Origin of the sequence: Kitasatospora sp. NPDC094015 (genome assembly GCF_040304075.1) — a bacterium.
Taxonomy (GTDB): domain Bacteria; phylum Actinomycetota; class Actinomycetes; order Streptomycetales; family Streptomycetaceae; genus Kitasatospora.
On the sequence record NZ_JBEOUL010000032.1, the window covers coordinates 13,741 to 32,546 of the forward strand.

General features: G+C 74.3%; 15 protein-coding genes. 14 read left to right on the plus strand and 1 reads right to left on the minus strand.

The window, feature by feature from the left end; translation table 11 throughout:
• The first annotated feature begins 82 nt into the window (after positions 1–82).
• Positions 83–1,417, plus strand: a complete 1,335-nt coding sequence (locus tag ABT014_RS28560) for a helix-turn-helix domain-containing protein (RefSeq protein ID WP_350642095.1) — start codon at positions 83–85, stop codon at positions 1,415–1,417.
• Between the two features lie 92 nt (positions 1,418–1,509).
• Here ABT014_RS28560 and ABT014_RS28565 read toward each other — a convergent pair whose 3' ends face one another.
• Positions 1,510–1,659 carry a hypothetical protein gene (locus tag ABT014_RS28565; protein ID WP_350642096.1) on the minus strand — a complete coding sequence of 50 codons (150 nt, stop codon included), beginning with the start codon at positions 1,657–1,659 and terminating at the stop codon, positions 1,510–1,512.
• 313 nt (positions 1,660–1,972) lie between these two features.
• Between ABT014_RS28565 and ABT014_RS28570 the strand changes: the two genes are divergently transcribed.
• From ABT014_RS28570 to ABT014_RS28630, 13 genes are all read left to right on the plus strand, one after another.
• Complete coding sequence (locus ABT014_RS28570; RefSeq protein WP_350642097.1) at positions 1,973–3,019, plus strand: Gfo/Idh/MocA family protein; 1,047 nt, start codon at positions 1,973–1,975, stop codon at positions 3,017–3,019.
• Entirely contained in the window at positions 3,013–3,984 is a 972-nt protein-coding gene (locus ABT014_RS28575; protein WP_350642098.1) for a hypothetical protein, read from the plus strand. The genes ABT014_RS28570 and ABT014_RS28575 overlap by 7 nt, the downstream gene beginning before the upstream one ends.
• A complete protein-coding gene (locus ABT014_RS28580; protein ID WP_350642099.1) occupies positions 3,981–6,395 on the plus strand; it encodes an FAD-linked oxidase C-terminal domain-containing protein in 2,415 nt (804 codons plus the stop codon). The genes ABT014_RS28575 and ABT014_RS28580 overlap by 4 nt, the downstream gene beginning before the upstream one ends.
• 1 nt (position 6,396) lies before the next feature.
• Positions 6,397–7,455: a 4Fe-4S dicluster domain-containing protein gene (locus tag ABT014_RS28585; protein WP_350642100.1), complete on the plus strand. Its 1,059-nt coding sequence runs from the start codon at positions 6,397–6,399 to the stop codon at positions 7,453–7,455.
• The gene (locus ABT014_RS28590) at positions 7,448–8,683 is read left to right on the plus strand and encodes a M20 family metallopeptidase (RefSeq protein WP_350642101.1); all 1,236 of its coding nucleotides are present in this window, start codon (positions 7,448–7,450) and stop codon (positions 8,681–8,683) included. Before ABT014_RS28585 ends, ABT014_RS28590 begins: the two co-directional genes overlap by 8 nt.
• 27 nt (positions 8,684–8,710) lie before the next feature.
• On the plus strand, positions 8,711–9,961 hold the full coding sequence (gene serS / locus ABT014_RS28595; protein ID WP_350642102.1) for a serine--tRNA ligase: 1,251 nt from the start codon (positions 8,711–8,713) through the stop codon (positions 9,959–9,961).
• Positions 9,962–10,020: 59 nt separating this feature from the next.
• Positions 10,021–10,920: an aldo/keto reductase gene (locus tag ABT014_RS28600; RefSeq protein ID WP_350642103.1), complete on the plus strand. Its 900-nt coding sequence runs from the start codon at positions 10,021–10,023 to the stop codon at positions 10,918–10,920.
• A 135-nt stretch (positions 10,921–11,055) separates the two neighbouring features.
• Complete coding sequence (locus ABT014_RS28605) at positions 11,056–11,985, plus strand: glycosyltransferase family 2 protein (RefSeq protein WP_350642104.1); 930 nt, start codon at positions 11,056–11,058, stop codon at positions 11,983–11,985.
• Positions 11,982–12,914, plus strand: a complete 933-nt coding sequence (locus tag ABT014_RS28610) for a phytanoyl-CoA dioxygenase family protein (RefSeq protein ID WP_350642105.1) — start codon at positions 11,982–11,984, stop codon at positions 12,912–12,914. The genes ABT014_RS28605 and ABT014_RS28610 overlap by 4 nt, the downstream gene beginning before the upstream one ends.
• Positions 12,915–12,956: 42 nt before the next feature.
• Positions 12,957–14,159 carry a cytochrome P450 gene (locus tag ABT014_RS28615; RefSeq protein WP_350642106.1) on the plus strand — a complete coding sequence of 401 codons (1,203 nt, stop codon included), beginning with the start codon at positions 12,957–12,959 and terminating at the stop codon, positions 14,157–14,159.
• 695 nt (positions 14,160–14,854) lie between these two features.
• Positions 14,855–17,137: a peptidase domain-containing ABC transporter gene (locus ABT014_RS28620; protein WP_350642107.1), complete on the plus strand. Its 2,283-nt coding sequence runs from the start codon at positions 14,855–14,857 to the stop codon at positions 17,135–17,137.
• Complete coding sequence (locus ABT014_RS28625; protein ID WP_350642108.1) at positions 17,125–18,486, plus strand: condensation domain-containing protein; 1,362 nt, start codon at positions 17,125–17,127, stop codon at positions 18,484–18,486. The genes ABT014_RS28620 and ABT014_RS28625 overlap by 13 nt, the downstream gene beginning before the upstream one ends.
• Positions 18,487–18,551: 65 nt before the next feature.
• Entirely contained in the window at positions 18,552–18,806 is a 255-nt protein-coding gene (locus tag ABT014_RS28630) for an acyl carrier protein (protein WP_350642109.1), read from the plus strand.

Here is an 18,806-nt window from a genome sequence, read left to right on the forward strand (position 1 = left end):
GGAATCCGGGCAGGACCGCCAAACAGCTTGACACCTTTATTGACTCACTGGTGTCATTACTCGTCGAGATTGAGGAGCAGGCATGTCAGACAAGGCCTTGGGCATCCGGGCCGCCCAGCTGCGACGGGCCGCCGGCCTGTCACAGGCCGAGCTCGCGGGCACCAAGCTTTCGCCGAGTTACATCTCGTTGCTCGAGGCGGGAAAGCGGACGCCCTCCCTCGATGTCGTCCAGTACCTCGCCGCCCGGCTGGGGTGTGAGCCGGCGGAGCTGCTCGGGACGGAGCCCGAGGCCGGTACCGAGGACCTCGAACTCGAGCTCAGGTACGCCGAGATGACGGCGCTGAACGGTGAGCCGGAGGCCGCGTTGGCGGCCTACGAGCAGGTCCAGGGTACCGTCGACCGGGAGGAGCGGCCCGCCCTGTGGCTCGCCGCCGAGAGTGGAATCGCCCACACCCTGGAGCGCCTCGGCCGGCTCGAGGAGGCGGTCGCCCGCTTCGAGGGGCTGCGCACCGCCGCGGCGCGCTCCCCGGACTTCGTCGCGGGACTGCCGATCGTGGTGGCGCTGTGCCGCTGCTACCGGGAGCTCGGCGACCTCTCGCACGCGATCGCCGTCGCCGAGGAGGCGGTGGAGGAGCTGGACCGGCTCGACCTGGCGCCCACCCGGCTCGGCGTGGAGCTGCTGTCGACCCTCGTCGGCATCCACTGCGAGCGCGGCGACCTGCACCGGGCGGGCTACCTCGCCGCGAAGGCGATCGAGCAGGCCGGCCGCGTGTCCGACCGCAAGGCGCTCGGCGCCGCGCTGTGGAACGCCAGTGTCACCATGCACCGCAGCGGCCGGACGGCGGATGCCATCGGCCTCATCGAGCAGGCGCTGGCGATCTATGCCGAGGGGGACGACGCCCGGGCACTGGCCCGGCTGCGGAACGCCTACGCCGCGGTGCTGCTGGAGTTCGAGGAGCCCGACGTGGCTCTGGCCGAGCGGCTGCTCACCCAGAGCGCGAGCGCGCTGTCCGACGTCGGCAGCGACATCGACGTCGCCTACTGCGAGACCGCCCTGGCCCGGGTCGCCCTGCGCAGCCGGCGCCCCGAGGACTGCGTCGAGCACGCCGAGCGGGCGCTGGGCCTGCTCGGCCCCGGGCACCGGCTGCAGAGCGCGCGGACCCTCCTGGTCCTCGCCGCCGCTCGGATCTTCCAGGGCGAGCACACCGCGGCCAGGGAGGCCTACGAGCGCAGCGCCCTGATGCTGGAGGCCTCGGAGGCCGGCCGCCAGGCAGCCTCCGCCTGGGCCGAGCTCGCGGAGATCCTTGAGGCCTCCGGCCAGCCGGAGCGCGCCATCTGGGCGTACCGGCAGGGCATGCGGTGCATGGGGCAGCAGAGCCGGATCCTCCCCAAAGTGAGCGTGCCGTACGGCGAGTGATCCGGCCGGATCCCCGGCACCACGAAGAGGCGGGGCCGTCTGCCAGCAGACGGCCCCGCCTCTTCGTGTGCGCGCCGACGCGGCGCGGCCGCTCAGCAGCAGAGCGGGATGTCACCGGTCGGCGGGACGCCCTGGACCGTCGACGCCGACGTCGACGCCGACTCCGCGAAGGCAGCCGGCGCGGGTGCCAGGAAAGCCGCGAGGGCCAGCAGGACGGCGGCGGCGAAAGACTTTCGAGACATAAATTCTCCCCGGTCGTATCTTTTATCGGAACCAGCCGGGACCGAATTTGATGAACTGATAGTGACAGTCTGCACCAGACCTGTCAAGATCCCCAGTCATCGAGCGGTTCGTCCGGATTGCCCGGCTATCGACGGGGATCAACCGGCCCGTAGGCCCGACCGACCCGCCGGATGCAGGGACAGAACGGGACAAAGCGGAGACTATGACTCTCAATATTGACTCTGATGACTGAGGATGGTCATTATTCGAAGGTCCAGGGTCTTCGGGTCACGCCTGAAGAGCGGAATCTCAATCTTCACGAAGGGTGGTTCGATGGGCGACGACCTCCGCATAGGACTGGTCGGTCTGGGCTGGTTCGGCGGTCTGCACCTGCAGACGTGGTCCGGGATCCCGAACGCCGTGGTCACCGGCGTGTACGACGCGGACCCCGCGCGCGCCGCGGGCCTGGGCGCCCCGAGCGCGCAGGACGGCTTCCACGTCCACACGGGCACCGAGCCCGAACCGGTGCTGGACCCCGGCACGAGGGTCTTCTCCTCCCTGGACGAGCTGCTCGCCTCCGGGATCGACGTGCTCGACGTGGTCGTCCCGGAAGGCAGTCACGCCGAGTGCGTCCGACGCGGCCTGGAGGCGGGCGTCGACGTCATCGTCGAGAAGCCGCTCGCCCTCGACCCCCGGGAGGCCCGCGAGCTGGTCGACCTGGCGGCCGAGCGCGGCCGCAACCTCTACGTCGGCCACATCCTGCGGTTCGATCCCCGGCAGGCGCTGCTCCGAGGGCAGTTGGAAGGACGGGAGCTGCGCCACATGACGCTGCGCCGGCTGTTCCAGCCCTCGGCCCTGGAGGTGTACGGCCGCGTCCACCCGCTGGACACCGCGATGATCCACGACATCGACCTCGCGATCTGGTACGCCGGCTCCCGCCCCGACCGGGTCACCGCCTTCGCGAGCTCCTGGCACGGCCGCGCGTACCCGGACGTCGTCGACCTGGTCCTGCACTGGGACGGCGGCCTGCGCGCCGTCATCGGCAACTCGTGGCACCTGGCCGGGAGTTGCCCGTACGGCTTCACCTTCGAGTGCACGATCCAGAGCGAGGGCGCCACCTTCACCGCGCGCAACGAGCCGGACCTGCACGTCTGGGACGAGCAGGGCGTCCGGGTGCCGGACCTCTTCTTCTGGCCGTACCACTCGGGCGCGCGCCAGGGCGCGCTGCGCGAGGAGCTGCAGCACTTCGCCGACTGCGCGCGGGCCGGCCTCCCGAGCGACCGGGTACCGCTGCGGGACGCCGTCCGCGTCGCCGAGGTGACGGCCGCCGCGCGGCGCAGCATCGAGAGCAACACGACGGTCGAGGTGGCGGCATGCTGACGACGAGGAGCGCTTCCGCCGGGTCCGGCACCGGCCCGCTGCCGGTGGACGCCGTGATGGCCGACCTGGTGGTGCGGCCGATCGAGGAGTTCGCCGGGCGCAGCGCGGGCGCGGGCCTGGTGCGCACGGCCTTCCTCACCGGCAGTTACGTGAGCGGGCACTGGAACCGCCGGGGGCCGAACCTCAACGTGTACTTCATCGCCGAGGCCGGCCGGGCGGCGGACCTGCGCCTGGAGACCGCCCGGCTGTGGACCGGCGTCCGCGCCGCGCTGGCACCGCACGGGCGCACCCTGCACGTGGACTGCCACCCGTTCACGCTGTCGATGCGGCCCGAGGTCCACCACGCCGGACGGACGATCACGGTCACCAGCAAGGTCCTCGAGGGCGAGCAGCAGGCGAACCGGTACCGGCTGCCCCCCACCATCGGACCGGGCTGGGCCGCCAACTTCCGCCTGATCACCGGCGCGGCCGAGGACCTCGACTGCCTGCGGGAGCACCCCCGGCGTGACACGGGGTGGATCCGTACGGTCCACCGTGCGCTGTCGCACTACCGCAACGTCCTCGACCACCTGCCGTGGGCGGTCGACTGGCAGCACGCGCCCGCGCCCCTGGCGGTGGAGTCCGCCCGGTACGCCGAGGAGGCGCTCAAGGACGCGCTGGCGCTGGCGCTGACCGCCGACGAGCTGCACGCCGGGAAGCACATCGTCATCCTCTCCGACTGGGCCGCCACGGCCCGGCCGTTCATCACGGAGCGGTTCGGCGCCGAGGGTCTGCGGGCGGCCGACCGGGTGGCCGAGCTCAAGCGGTGCGCCGAGCGGGCGGACGACCTGACCCCGGAGGAGGCGGTGCAGGCCTGGCGGTCGGCCCAGCGGGTGATGGCCTGGGCGTGGGCGCGGTTCGTCCCCGTGGCGGACGAGATCTGCCCGGACGCCGCGGACCTCGCACGGGTGGACGCGTTCCTGTGACGCCGACCAGCCGCGGGCCGGGGCACGGGCGCCTCCCGGCCGCGGGATTCGAACTGTGCCACGGCCCGCGGCTGGTCGGCCGGCCCGCGGGCGCACCCGCGCGACAGGCCCCGCCCGCTCCGGGGCTCGCCGCCTTCGCCGCCGAGGCCCGGGAACTGCTCGGCGCCGAGCGCGTGCTCACCGACCCGACCACCCTCGGCCTGCACTCCTACGACGCCTCGCTGGACAGCCGGCGGCCGGACGCCGTGGTGGTCCCGCGCTCCGGCGACGACCTGCGCGAGCTGGTGCTGGCGGCCGGGCGCGGCTCGGTGCCCTGGGTGGTGCGCGGGGCCGGTACCGGCTACAGCGGCGGGGCGCTGCCCGACGCGGGCGGCGCGGTGCTGCTGACCCGGGACCTGGACCGCATCCTCGCCGTCGACCCCGACCGGCGGCTGGTCCGCTGCGAGCCCGGCGTGGTGCTGGCCGACCTGCGGGAGGCGCTGGCGCCGTACGGGCTGCGCTACCTGCCGGACCCCTCGTCCTACCAGGTCTGCACCGTGGGCGGGAACGTCGCCGAGAACGCCGGCGGGCCGCACGCCCTGGCGGTCGGCCCGACCTCCAACTTCGTGGTCTCGCTCGACGTGGTCCTGCCCGACGGGAGCACCGCCGAGTTCGGCGAGGAGGACGTCTGGCGGGGCGGGCTGGACCTGCGCGGCCTGCTGGTCGGCTCGGAGGGCACCCTCGGCGCGGTCCGCGGCCTCACCCTGCGGGTCGCACCGGAACCGGAGTGCTCGCAGGTCCTGGTCGCGCGGTTCGACGAGCAGGACGCGGCCGCCGCCACCGTGGAGCGGGTGCTGGGCATCGGCCTGCTCCCGAGCGCCATCGACATGATCACCAGCGCGTACGTGCCGGGGGCGCCGGTGCTCGGGGACCCCTCGCTGCTGTTCATCGAGGTGGAGGGGACGGCCGGGGAGGTCCGCCACCAGGCCGCCGCCCTGACCGAGGCGGCGGCGCAGGCCGGCGGACGTTGCGAACTGCTGTCCAGCCGGGCCTTCATGGCGACCCGCGCCCGGCTGGTCAAGGAGAAGGTCCGCCGCATGGTCACCACCAGCGGGCGGCCGTGCTACTACCTGTTCGACGCGGTGGTGCCGCGCAGCCGGCTCACCACACTGATGGCCGCCCTGCGGCGCCGGGCGGACCAGCACGACCTGCCCATCCTCAACACGTTCCACGCGGCGGACGGCAACGTCCACCCGGCGCCGTTCTACGATCCGGCGGATCCCGACTACCGCACGAAGCTGCGGGGGTTCCTCGCCGACGTGCTGGCCGACTGCGCCGCGCTGGACGGCTCGCTCTCCGGGGAGCACGGAGTCGGGCTGGAGAAGGCGGAGTTCATGCCGCTGTTCCACAGCCCGCGCGAACTCCTGGTCATGCGGGGGATCAAGGACGCCTTCGACCCCGCCGGGCTGTGCAACCCGGGGAAGATCCTGCCGGAACCCGACCCGGAGCCTGCGCCGCGGCCGGCCGACCACGGCGCGGGCGCCGTACGCGGCGCCCGCCGGGCGGCCCCCGGCGGCTCCCCCGCGCTGCGCGTCCGTGCCGGGGACGGCGCCGTGGACATCGGCTCCCCCGAGGTGAGCTTCGCGGCGGTCGCGCACGCCCTGCGCGACACCGGACTGGAGCTGGTCCACGAACCGCTGGGCGGCGGACCGGAGTCGTCCGTCCTCACGGCGATCGACCGCGGCCGCCCGGCGCTGCGGGAGACCCTCGCGGTCCGCGCCCGCGATCTGGTCCTGTCGGCCGGCCTCGCGGTCGGGCGGCAGGAGGTCCTGACCGTCGGCGGGTCCTGCACCAAGGACGTCTCCGGCTACGAGCTGCGCAGGCTCGCATTCGGTGGCCGGGGCCGGATCGGCCGGCTGACCTCGGTCTCGCTGCGGCTCCTGCCCAGCCCGACCGACCGCCGCTCGCTGGAGGTCGAGGCGGCCGATCCCGGGCAGGCCGCCCTCCTCTGCCGCGAACTGCACCGCCTCGGCCTGCCGTTCACCGCGCTCGGCGTCCTCCTGGACCGGTCGGCCCGGGTCCTGGTGACCGGCCTCCTCGAGGTGCGCGGCGGGACCCTGGACGAGCACGCCGCCCGCCTGCGGACCGCGCTGCGCCACCACGGCTTCGAGCTGCGGGCCTGCTGGTCCCCCCTGGACTCCCCCGCGGTCACCGCCCTGGCCGGCGCGTCCGACCTGGAGCACCGGGCCGGTCAGCCCTGGCAGTCGGTGGAGGTGCTGCGGCGGCTGCACGACGCGGGCGGGCCGGCCTTCGCCTCCGTGGGCCCGGGCGCGCTGTGGTACCCCCGGGGCGTCGTGGCAGGACCCGACCGCCCCCCGTCCTGCGGCACGTCCTCCCTGGGGTCCAGGGTCGCGGCCGCCTTCGAGGTGTGATGTGACGATCGCCGGCACGACCCTGGACCGCTGCACCCGCTGCGGCCTCTGCCTGTCCTCCTGCCCGACCTACCTCGAGACCCGGATGGAGCACGACGGGCCGCGCGGACGGGTGTGGACCCTGCTCGCCGCGGTGCGGGACGGGGACGCACCCCCCACCGTGGACCCGACCTTCTGGGACTGCACCGGCTGCGGCCTGTGCGTCGCCCCCTGCCCGACCGGGGTCGACCTGCCGGCCGAGCTGGACAGCCTGTGGTCCGCGCTGAACCGCGGGGGCCCCGCGGCGGACCCGGGCCCGCCGCGGCCGCCCGCGAGCGCCGCCGAGCGCGGCCTCGAAGCCGTCCGCGCGCAAGCGGTCGCCCGCCTGCGCCGCCTCGACCCGGAGCTGCCCGAAGCGTCCGGCCCGACCGCGGGCGCGGGGCCCCTGATCGCCTTCAGCCCCTACCTCACCGCGCTGCGGCCGGACGCCCCGGCGCGGGCCCGGCGGCTGCTGACCGCGCTGGACGGTGGCGGCGGGCCGACCGAGGGTCACGAGGTGTGGGAGCGGTGGGCCGCCGCGGCCTGCGGGCTGCTCGCCGACGACGGGCGCCCGGCGGACGACCGCCGCGCCGTCGAGGCACTGCGCCGGGCCACGCCCGGCGGGTCGACCGTCGTCCTGCTCGACCTGGCGGCGAGCCGGCTCGCCGCCGTCCTCGCACCGGCGGGGGTGGAGGTCCTGCCGCTGCCCCGGTACCTGGCGCAGCGTCACCCCGGCCGGTGGAGGTTCGAGCCGGCCACCGGCACCGAACTGCTCGACACCGCCGTCCCCGAGGACGACTGGTACGCCCCCCTGCTCGACACCCTCCCCGAGGACCACCCGCGGCCCGTCCTCCTGCCGCGCCGGTACGCCGGTGTCGCGGGACGGGACCTCCAGCACCCCCGCACGGTCGCCTCGCTGCGCCGCCAGGCGGAGGGCAAGGGGCGGTGGCTGGACGGGCGCGGCCTGCTCACCGCGGATCCGCGGAGCCTGGCCCGGCACTCGACCGCGCGCTTCTACCTGGAAGGACTGCACCATGACTGACCTCGCCGTACCGGCGCCGAGCCCGGCGCCGACGGGCACCGTCCCCGCCCTGCCCGACGATCCGGTCGTCCGGCTGTGCGCCGAGCTCATCGCCGCCCCGAGCGCGAACCCGCCCGGCGACGAGGAGCCGGTCGCCGCCGTCGTCCAGGACCGCCTGGAGCGGGCCGGCTTCGCCGTCCGGCGGCGTTACGCCCGCCCGGGCCGGCCCAACGTGCTCGCCACCCTGGAGCGCGGCGAGGGCCCGCACCTGATCCTCCAGGCACACCTCGACACCAAGCCCGCCGCGCCGCCCGGGGCGGATCCGGTGGGCTGGAGCAGCGACCCGCTGGTCGCCCGGATCGCGGACGGGCTGCTCCACGGGCTCGGCGCCTGTGACACCAAGGGCGGTCTCGCCGCCATGGTGGTCGCGGCCGAGCGGCTGGCCCGGCGGGACGACTGGTCGGGCCGGCTGGAGGTGCAGGGGGTGGCGGACGAGGAGGACGGCTCCGGGCTCGGCGCCGCGTTCCTGCTGTCGGAGGGCCTGCTCACCGCCGACGCGGCCATCGTCAGCGAGCCCACCGGCTGCCTGCCGTCGGCCGCGCAGCTCGGCAACGCGTGGGCCGAGGTGACCGTCACCACCACCGGGGCGCACGCCGGCACGCCGTCGCGGGGCCAGGACGCCGTCGAGGTCGCCCGCCGCTTCATGGCGGAGGTCGACGCGCTGCTGACGCGGATGCCGACCGATCCCGCGTTCCCCCACCACCCCCGGCTGAACGTGGGCCACCTGGCGGCCCCCGGCCATCCGGGCACGCTGTCGAGCAGCTGCGTGCTGCGGTGCGACGTGCGGGTCCTTCCCTGGCAGCGGCACGACTCCGTGATGGAGGTCTACACCCGTGCCGCGTCCGCCGTCGCCGACGCCTGTCCCGGCAGTGCGCTGACCGTCCGGCCGTACCAGGGCGGCGGCTGCGAGTCGCACGCGGTGGCGGACGACCACCCCCTGGTCCGCGCCTTCGACCGGGCCTCGGCCGACCGGTCCGGCGAGCGCTGCTCGTTCGCCGGCGGCAGCGACGCCCGGTTCTTCGCCCGGGCGGGCACGCCCGCCGTGGTCCACGGACCCGGGCACCTCGACCAGGCGCACGCCCCCGACGAGTACGTGCCGGTCGGGCACCTCGTCCTGGCCGCCGACCAGCTCGAAGCGGTCGCGGTCGGCTTCCTCCAGTCAGTCGACCGGCGCCGAGCCGGCCGGTAACGCCCAGGGACAAGGAGTTCCTCCGCCATGATCAACCTCGAACTCATCCGGACCGACCCCGACGCGGTCAAGCGGGCGGCGCACGCCAAGCGGGTGGATATCGACATCGACCACCTCGTCGAGCTGGACCGGGAGGTCCGCCGGTCGACCGAGCAGCTCGACACCCTGCGGCACGGCCTGAAGCAGGCCTCCAAGCAGGTCGGCGCGGGCGGCGAGGGCCGGCAGGTCGCGAAGGAGCTGGGCGACCGGGTCCGCGCGGCCGAGCAGGCCAACCGGGAGCTGCGGGCCCGCTTCGACGCGCTGCTGGCACGGGTGCCCAACATCCTGGCGCCCGAGGTGCCCGAGGGCGACGACGACCGCGACAACCTGGAGGTGCGGACCTGGAGCACGCCGCGGACCTTCGACTTCCCGGTCCGCGACCACCTGGAGCTGATGCTCGGCCTGGGCATGGTCAACCTGGACGGGCCCCGGAAGTTCGCCGGCGGCCGGTCGTACGCGCTGACCGGACCGGGCGCGCTGCTGGAACTCGCGGTGCTGCGCTACGCCCTGGACACCGTGGTCGGCCGGGGCTTCACACCGGTCATCCCGCCGGTCATCGTGCGGGAACAGGCGCTCTTCGGTACCGGTTTCTTCCCCGGCAGCCGTGAGGAGACCTACCAGCTCCCGGCCGACGACCTGTACCTGGTGGGCACCAGCGAGGTCGGTCTGGTGGCCATGCACAGCGACTCGATCCTCGCCGAGGAGCAGCTGCCGCTGCGGTACGCCGGCTGGAGCACCTGCTTCCGGCGCGAGGCCGGCGCGGCGGGCCGGGACAGCCGGGGCCTGTACCGGGTCCACCAGTTCACCAAGGTCGAGCAGGTGGTCATCTGCCACGCGGACCCGGCCGTCTCGGAGCGCGAGCACTACGGTCTGCTCGACAACTCCGAGACGATCCTCCAGGGTCTGGGGCTGCCGTACCGGGTCGCGCTGGCGTGCTCCGGCGAGACCGGTCTCGGGCAGTACCGCAAGCACGAGGTCGAGACGTGGATGCCCGGCCGGGACAGCTACTCCGAGACGCACTCGTGCTCGACGCTCCTGGACTTCCAGGCCCGGCGCTCGCGGATCCGCTACCGGGCGGGTGCGCGCAACGAGTTCGCGTTCACCCTGAACAACACCGCGGTCGCCTCGCCGCGGATCCTGGTGGCCATCGTCGAGAACTACCAGAACGCCGACGGCTCGGTGACCGTGCCCGAGGTGCTGCGGCCGTACCTGAACGGGCTGGAGGTCATCACCCGGTGACGTCCGCGGCCGCCGTACCGCCCCTCGCACCGGTGCCCCTCGGGGCCACCGGTGTGCGGGTGTCCGAAGTGGCGCTCGGCACGCTGAACTTCGGCCTGCCCGGGCGACCGTCCGCCGCGGACGCCTGTTGCGGGCGGATCCTCGGCGCGTACCGGGAGGCCGGCGGCAGCGTGCTGGACACCGCCCCGACCTACGCGGACGGGGAGTCGGAGCTGATGCTCGGCCGGCTGCTGCGGGGCTGCCGCGACCAGTTCCTGCTCGGCACCAAGTTCGGGCTGCGCGGCCCCGGGGCACCGTTCACCGGCGGCCTGTCCCGGCGCAGCCTGGTCGAGTCGCTCGAGGGGAGCCTGCGGCGGCTGCGGACGGACCGGGTGGACATCCTCTGGGTGCACGCCTGGCAGCACGGCACCCGGGTCGAGGAGTTGCTGCCCGCCCTCGACGACCAGGTCCGGGCGGGCCGGGTGCTGTACGTGGGCGTGTGCAACACCCCGGCCTGGGTGGTGAGCCGCTACCAGACCGCGGCGCAGCTCAGGGATCGCGCGCCGTTCACCGCCATGCAGGTCGAGTACTCGCTCGCGCAGCGCGACAGCGACCGGGAGCTGCTCCCGATGGCCCGGGACCTCGGCCTGCCGGTGTTCGCCTGGTCACCGCTGGGCCGCGGCCGGCTGCTGCGCCCCGCGGGGGCGGACGGGGAGCCGGGGAGCAGGGCCCGGCTGACCGCCGAGGCCGCGGTGGAGCTCGGGGTCCCGGCGGCCGCCGTGGCGGTCGCGTTCGTCCGGGCCAAGGGACTGATCCCGGTCGTGGGCGCCTCCAGCGCCGCCCACCTGGCCGAGAGCCTGCAGGGGGCGCGGCTGCGGTTGCCCGGGCCGGTCCTCGACCGGCTGGAGCGCGCCTCGGCCGTGCAGCCCGGTTGGCCGCACGCCTTTCTGGAGTCGGTGCAGCCCCGCATGTCCGGCTGAGCGGCCGCCGCCGTCCGGCCGCCCATCGGAGACTGATTATGACAAATAATATTGACTAGCAGTCATGTTCTGTCATACGTTCCTTGTGCACCGCATGAACGAGTGTCAGGCCGCAGGCCGAGAAGGGGGATGACCATGACCGGCACGACTGTCAGCATCCTCATTCCGGCGCGGAACGAGGAACTCACCCTGCCGTCGACGCTGCCCGGCATCCTGCGGGCCGCCGAGCGGCTCGACGAACCGTTCGAGCTGCTCGTCGTCACCCCGACCACGTCGCCGATGCTGCACCGCCCGCCGATCCGGGACCGCCGGATCCGCTGGCTGGCCACCGAGCGCCCGGGCAAGTTCCAGGCGCTGCGCGTCGGCGCGGCCCACGCGGGCGGCGACGTCCTGGTCCTGGTCGACGCGGACGTGCGGCCCGAGCCGGCGGCGTTCACCGAACTGACGCGGACGATCCGCGCCGGCACGGCCGATGTCGCGGCCGGCCGGATCACCTTCGGCGCCGCCGCCGGCCCGCCGGTCGCCCGGCTGCTGACCCACTGGGCCTCCATGTCGGCGGACGCCTGGAACCTGCTGCGCTCGGAGCGGCCGGAGCACCGCTGGGCGCTCCCCGGCGCGCTCTACGCGCTGCGCAGCGAACTCCTGCCGGAGAGCCTCGACGTCGCCCTGGTGGACGACGCCTCGATCGGCCTCGCCGCCGAACGCGCCGGCGCCCGGTTCGCGTACGCGGCGAACGCCAGGGTGGAGGTGTCGGCCCCGCGGACCTACCCCGAGTGGTGCCGCCAGAAGTTGCGCAGCCGGCGCGGCTGGGCGGCCCTGGCGGAGCGCGAGCCGGCGAAGGTCCGGGCGCTGGAGGCCTGCATCGCACGCTACTTCGCGGCGTCCACGGCCGGCTGCCGCACCGCCCGGCTGATGTGGGCGCAGGACCGGATCCTGCGCGGCGTCGCCCGGCTCACCCCGCGCCCCGAGGCCTGCGCGAGCGGCTCCTGGACGCCGCAACGCGCCACCGCGCCCCGCCAGCTCGCGATGGCCACGCATCCCCCTACCCGAACCCCCGCCGAGTGAGAGGCAAGGACGACGTGCTGGAACACCTGCGCTCGACCAGGGACGAGGGCCACCGACCGCTCACCGACGGCCTGGTCGAACTGCGGGCGCACCTCGCCCCGCTGGAGCGCCACGTCGTGGACCTCGACGTCCTGGGCTACACGGTCGTCGAGAACGCCCTCTCCCCGTCGGCGCTCGCCGACCTGCGCGGCGGACTGCTGTCCGCCGCGGCCGAGGACGACGCCGCCCGCGGCGGCGCGGCCCCCGTGGACCTGCGCTCCGGTGCGAGCCACCGTGACCGCACGCAGGAGGTCGTCATGCTGCTGACCCGCGGCGGCCGCGCCTACGAGGAGTTGCTGGTCCGGCCCGAGCCGCTGCAGCTGATCACCTACCTGCTCGGCCGCAACCGGGTCCTGAGCAGCATGACGGGCTACGTGAAGGGTCCCGGGAGCACCGGGCTGGGCATCCACTCGGACACCGCGTACGTCCCCGACCCGGTCGCTCCCTACGCCCAGCTGGCCAACGTCAACTACTGCCTGAGCGACTACACCCGGGCCGACGGCTGCCTGCGGATCGTCCCCGGGAGCCACCGCTACGGACACCGTCCGCGCGGCGACCTGGCGGCGGAGTCCGCGGTGCCCGTCGAGGCACCGGCCGGCTCGGCGATCGTCTTCCACGGCAACACCTGGCACGGCGCCCACCCGCGCACCAACGACGGCCTGCGGCTCACCGTGTCCGTCCTGTTCGCCCGGAGCTACCTGCGTCCGCAGGAGCACTACGGCCCCGCGCTCACCCCCGGGTTCCTCGACCGGAACCCGCCGATCGTCCGTGACCTGCTGGGTCTTGACCTGCCCACCGGCTGGTCGACCCCGGCCGAGGCCGCGGACGTCGTCCGGCTGCGCAGGGAGAAGGCACCGTCCTTCTACCGCTCCCGGGCCCAGCACACCTGACCCGGACGCCCTGACCAGGACGACCTGACGAGGACGGAGAGCATGCTCCTCAGCAGCGACATCGGCGACGTGATGGCCGCCGAGAACTTCACCGACCCCTACCCCCTGTACGCCCGGCTGCGCCGGCACGCCCCGGTCCACTGGAGCGACAGCGCGCACTGCTGGCTGGTGACCAGGCACGAGGACGTCCGGCGACTGCTGTCCGATCCCGGGCTGCGGTCGCGGGACAAGACCGCCCAGGTCGCGGCCATGGAGCCGGGCCTGCGCGCGGCGGTCGAACCCGTGGAGTCCTGGCTGAACCTGTGGATGGCGTTCTGCGACCCACCGGTGCACACCCTGCTCAAGTCCCCGCTGAAGCAGGCGTTCACGCCCGCGGCCGCGCGGGCGGACGCCGCCGGCCTGGACCGGCTCGCCCGGACGCTCGCCGCAGGGTTGGGGCCGGGGCGGCACGACCTGCTCGCCGACTTCGCGGTGCCCTTCGCGGTCCGCGCGACCTGTTCGATGCTGGGCGTCGAGTCGGCCGAGGAGTCCCAGGTCCTGGCCTGGTCGGCGGCCGTGATGGGCTACCTGACCAGCCCGGGGTTCCAGGTCCCCGCGGCCGAGGGCGTCACGGCGGCCCTGGGCCCGCTCCGGGCCTACCTGACCGACGTGCTCATGCCGCGGCGCGGCAGCCAGGTCGCGGGCATCATGCACGACCTCTGGCGCACCGGGGAGTTGTCGCTCGACCAGGTGACGGCGCTGTTCGCGCAGCTGCTGACCGGCGGGGTCGAACCGGTGAGCACCGCGATCGCGGTCGCCGCACTCGGACTGTTCGCCGATCCGCTGCTGGTGGAGGCCGTCCGGTCCGGCGAGGTGCGGCCGGAGGCGGTGGTCGCGGAGGCCCTGCGCCACGACGCGTCCTTCCACTTCGCCTCCCGGATCGCCGTCGACGGGCTCGTGGTCGCCGGCCACCGGATCGCGGCCGGCGCCCCGGTCAAGCTGGTGATCGCCTCCGCCAACCGGGACGAGGCCGTCTTCCCCGACGGCGAGCGGTTCGATCCCCGCCGGCCCGAAGGGGCGGGGGCCGCGTTGACCTTCAGCCGCGGGATCCACCACTGCCTCGGCCGCTCGGCCGCCGTGGTCCAGATCGAGGCGACCGTACGTGCCCTGCTGGACCTTCCGGTTCCGCCCCGGCCCGACGGGCCGGGCGAGCGGCTGCCGAGCTTCGGCTCCACGGCGTTCGCGGCCGTCCCGTTCCTGTTCTGAGCCCTTCCCCACCCCTTCGAACCATTCGAGCAACTCCACCGCGGATGTCTCCGCACGCGATTGGCCCTGTGCGGCCGGCGCCGGTGGTCGGGAATTCCAGAATTCCCGGCCGCCGTTTCCGGCCGCTTCAGCATGCCCATTTACCGGGGTCATCGGAATTCCGATAATTCGACGCTCCGGGGCTTGCCAGCAAGGCTCGTACGGTTCTATGGTTTTGACATCCGGTCAGCCCGACCGGAAATGCAAGAAACACCAGCTTTCCCGCACCGTACGACGTGGTGCTGTCGCGGCCTGCGCGGTCCTCCTCGGCCTTCGGCCGGGTGCCGCCCTTCCGGGCCGGCTCTCCGCAGAATTCGAGGAAATCGCCGCGGTCGCGGCGGAACCGGGTCCGCGGCGCGAGAAAGCTCCTTCGGAAAGGAAACGTCATGACCAACTTCAACGACATCGACATCACCGAGCTCTCCGACGAGGAGCTGGACGACATCGTCGGCGGTCAGTTCGCGATCGCCGCGCACTGCGCCATCTGACGCCGGTGCCACCCGGCCGGGCGGTCCTGCCGCCCGGCCAGCTGCGGCGGTGGTGGGCGCGAGCCCACCGCCCCGAGGTCCCGGTCGGCGGGACACCTCAGTGACCGGCGTGTGTCGGGAATTCTTCCCGGCACACGCCGGTGATGTACGAGAAAGGGATCGGGATCGATGACCGGTGAATCGCGCTTCCGGCCCGAGGCGCTCGACCACCACCGCAGGCGCGACGGCCTGGGGCCGGTGCTCGGCCACATGCCCGTCCCGCCCCGCGGGTTCGCCGAACGGCTGACCGCCGTCCGCGAGCGGATCCCCTTCCCCGGCCGCTCGGCCGCCGCTCGGCCGACCGTCTGCTTCCAGACGCAGGTCAGCGACTGCGGCCCGGCCGCCCTGGTGACCGTGCTCCGGTACCACGGCGTCGACGTGTCCCTCGACGAGATCCGCGCCCGCGCCGACTCCGGCCGCAACGGCGCCTCCGCCCGCACCCTGCTGGAGATCGCCCGCGAGCACGGCGTCAAGGGCCGCGGCGTGCGCGCCGACCTGGACGCCCTGCGGCGGCTGCGGCCCGGCGCGATCCTGTTCTGGAACTTCAGCCACTTCGTCGTGCTGGAGGCCGCCGGCAAGGAGTACGTGGACGTCGTCGACCCCGCCTACGGGCGCCGCCGGCTGAGCATGGCGGCGGTCGCGGAGTCCTTCACCGGCGTGGCGCTGGAGTTCGAACCGCCGCTGGAGCGCGGCGGCCCGGCCGTCCGCGGCACCGGGACCAGTAGCCCGTGGCGCCGGCTGCGCCAGTTCCTGCCGACCCACCGCGAGTTGGGCCTGCTGCTGGCGGCCTCGGTCGCACTGATGGCTTTCGAGCTCGCCCTGCCGCTCACCGCGGGGATCCTGGTCGAGCGGGTGGTGCCGGACGGCGCCGGCAGCACCCTGGCGGGCGCCGGAGCGCTGCTCGCCGGGCTCGCGGTCCTGTTCCTCGTCCTCCAGCTGACCAGGTCGGTCCTGGTGGCCAAGCGCCAGGCCGTGATCGAGAAGCGGCTCACCCTGGGCATCGTCGGTCACCTGGCCGACCTGCCCTACGACTTCTTCACCGTGCGCAACCCCGGTGACCTCGCCATGCGGGCCCGCGCCAGCAGCGTCCTCATCCAGGTGCTGAGCGTGACCGCGGTCTCGGCCGCGCTCGACAGCCTGCTGGTCCTCGCCTACCTGGTCGCGCTCACCGTGGCGAACCCGGCGATGGCCGCGCTCGTCGCCGCCCTGGTCGCCGTCCAGACCGGCCTGCTCGCCCTGACCTGGCGACGGCAGACGGAGCTGAGCCAGGAGGTCCTCGAACGCCAGACCAAGGCGCAGGAGGAGCTGGTGGAGATGCTGGAGAGCATCTCCTCGCTGAAGTCCAGCGGCCTGGCGGACACGGCCGCGGAGCGCTGGTCGCACACCCTGGTCCACGAGGTCAACAAGCGCCTGAACGCCCGCCGCAGCCTCGCCGTCTTCTCCTCGCTCAGCCGGACCGTGCAGTTCGCCGCCCCGCTGGCCGTGCTGCTGGCCGGCATCCGGCAGGTGCTGACCGGCCACGACTCGCTCGGCGAGGCGATGGGCTTCATGACCCTGACCATCGCCCTGTTCATCCCGATGCAGGGGATGTTCGACGCCGGCTCCCAGCTCGCCGCCATCCGGCCCACCCTCGCCCGGCTCGACGACGTCCTGCGCGCCGCGCCCGAGCCGCGCGGCCTCCTGGTCGGGACGGGCGTCGCCGAGCCGGGCCGGATCGCCGCCCGGGCGGTCTCGTTCCGCTACCCCGGCGCCCCGAGGCCCACCCTCTCCGGGATCGAACTGAACATCCGGCCGGGCCAGTTCGTGGCCGTCGTGGGCCGCTCGGGATCCGGCAAGTCCACCCTCGGCATGCTGCTGGCCGGGCTGTACGTCCCCACCGACGGCACGATCACGGTCGACGGCACCTCCCTCGCCGAGCTCGACCGGCCGACCTACCGCCGCCGCATCGGCTACGTCAACCAGAACGCCCACCTGTTCGGCGGGTCGATCCGGGACAACATCCTGCTCGGCAGCGAGGACATCGGCGAGGACGAGCTGAAGAAGGCCGTGCAACTGGCGCACATCCACCAGGAGATCACGGCCATGCCGATGGGCTACAACACGCTCGTCGCCCCCGGCGGGCACGGGATGTCGGGCGGGCAGCGGCAGCGGATCGTCCTGGCCCGGGCCCTGGCCAAGCGCCCCGGGCTCGTCATCCTCGACGAGGCGACCAGTGCCCTGGACCCGGCGCTGGAGGAGGCCATCATGCGCGACCTGCTGGCGGCCGGGATCACCGTCGTCGTCATCGCCCACCGCCTCACCGTCCTGGACGACGCCGACCAGGTGATCGTGATGCGCGACGGGCGGATCGTCGAGGCGGGCGAGCCCGCCGCGCTCAAGAAGACCGGGGAGGAGTACCTGTGCCTGATCTGACCCCGGACCGGCCGGCGCCCGCGGCCCCGGTCCCCTTCACCTACGAGCAGGACTGGTTCCACACCAAGACCCGCACCGACGCCTGGGCCCACAAGAACGTCCGGCTCGGCTTCGAGATCCTCGGCGACCTCGACACCGACGCCCTGCTGACGGCGGTCCGGGCCTTCGTGACCCGGCACGACGCCCTGCACCTGCAACTGCCCGCCGACCCCGGCCCGGACCCCGAACAGCGGCTGCGGCCCATCGGTGCGACGGAACAGGTGGTCGAGTGCCAGAAGGTCGCCGCCGCCTCCCCCGAACAGTTCAACCGCTACGTCTCGGCGATCCTCTCCCGCGACTGCGTCGCCCCCTGGCGGTACGGCGAGCAACGGCCGTTCGCCATCCGGCTGCTGCGGTACGACGCGGGCCGGCACGCCCTGATCGCGACCTTCCAGAACCTCGTCTTCGACGGGCGCGCGCACCACCTGTTCGCCCACGAGGTCTGGCGCGACTACGAGGCCGTCCGGCGCGGCGACCCCGTCCCCGACCGTGCTCCGTCCTTCGCGGAGGCCGCCGCCCGCCAGCGGGCCGGCACCACCCCCGCGCAGCGCGAACGGGCGCTGGCCGACTGGCGCGAGCGGCTCGGCCGGCTGGCCCGCACCCGCTGGCCCTCGTCGCCGGACCGCACGCCCGCCGGCGAGGGCACCCGGGAGCCGGCCGCCGAGGGCGGCATGCTCCGGGCCGAGCTCGACGCCCGGACCACCGCCGCACTGCGCGCCGCCTGCGCGCAGGCCCGCCTCGGGCTGCTGCAGTGGACGGTGGGGTCCTTCGTCCACGCGCTGGCGTCCCGCACCGGCAGGACCGAGGTGGGCCTGTGGACCTCGATGGACTCCCGCCCGCCCCGGGACCGGGACGTGGTCGGGATGTTCGCCGCCTCCTGCCCGCTGGTCGTCGCCGACCCGGCCGGCGACCCGGACGCGGTGCGGGGCCGGGTCCGGGCCGGGCTGCTCAACGCGCTGAAGCACCAGCGGCTGACCGCGGCGGAGATCACGGCGGTGACGCGGGAGGCCGAGGCGCAGCACGGCGCCCCCGTCGGCCGCGACATCTACGTGAACCTGCGCCGGTTCGAGGGCGATCACGCGAGCGTCCGGGACACCGGGGCGCTACGGATCACCGCCGACGCCTACGAGCTGCGCCGGATCGCCGTCACGGACCTGCACGCGCTGCACCTGCGGTGCACCGAGTACCGCGACCGCCTGCTGATCGGCCTGCGGTACGACGGGCTGCGGGTGGGCGGGGCGACGGCCCGGGCGGTCCTCGACGACGTCCTGGCGGCCGCCGCGGCGCAGGCGGCCGAACCCGCCGGCTGAGCCCGCCCCCTCCCCCGACCGGGTCCGTCCCGGACACCGCCCCTCAGCCACCCCTTGGAGGTGTCATGCCCCCCGCACCGATCGACGCGGTCCTGGCCGCGGCGAGCGAGGTGTTCGGCCACCCGGCCGAACCGACCGACGACTTCTTCTCCCTGGGCGGCGACTCGATCGCCGCGGTCGAGCTCGCCGTCCGGCTGGAGGAGGCCCTGGGCATCGAGGTCGACGCCGACCTGCTCGTGCAGCTCCCCGACTTCGCCGCCCTGGCCGCCGCCCTGGCCGCCGTCCCCGCGCCTCCCGTCGCCTCGACCCCCGAAGGCTGA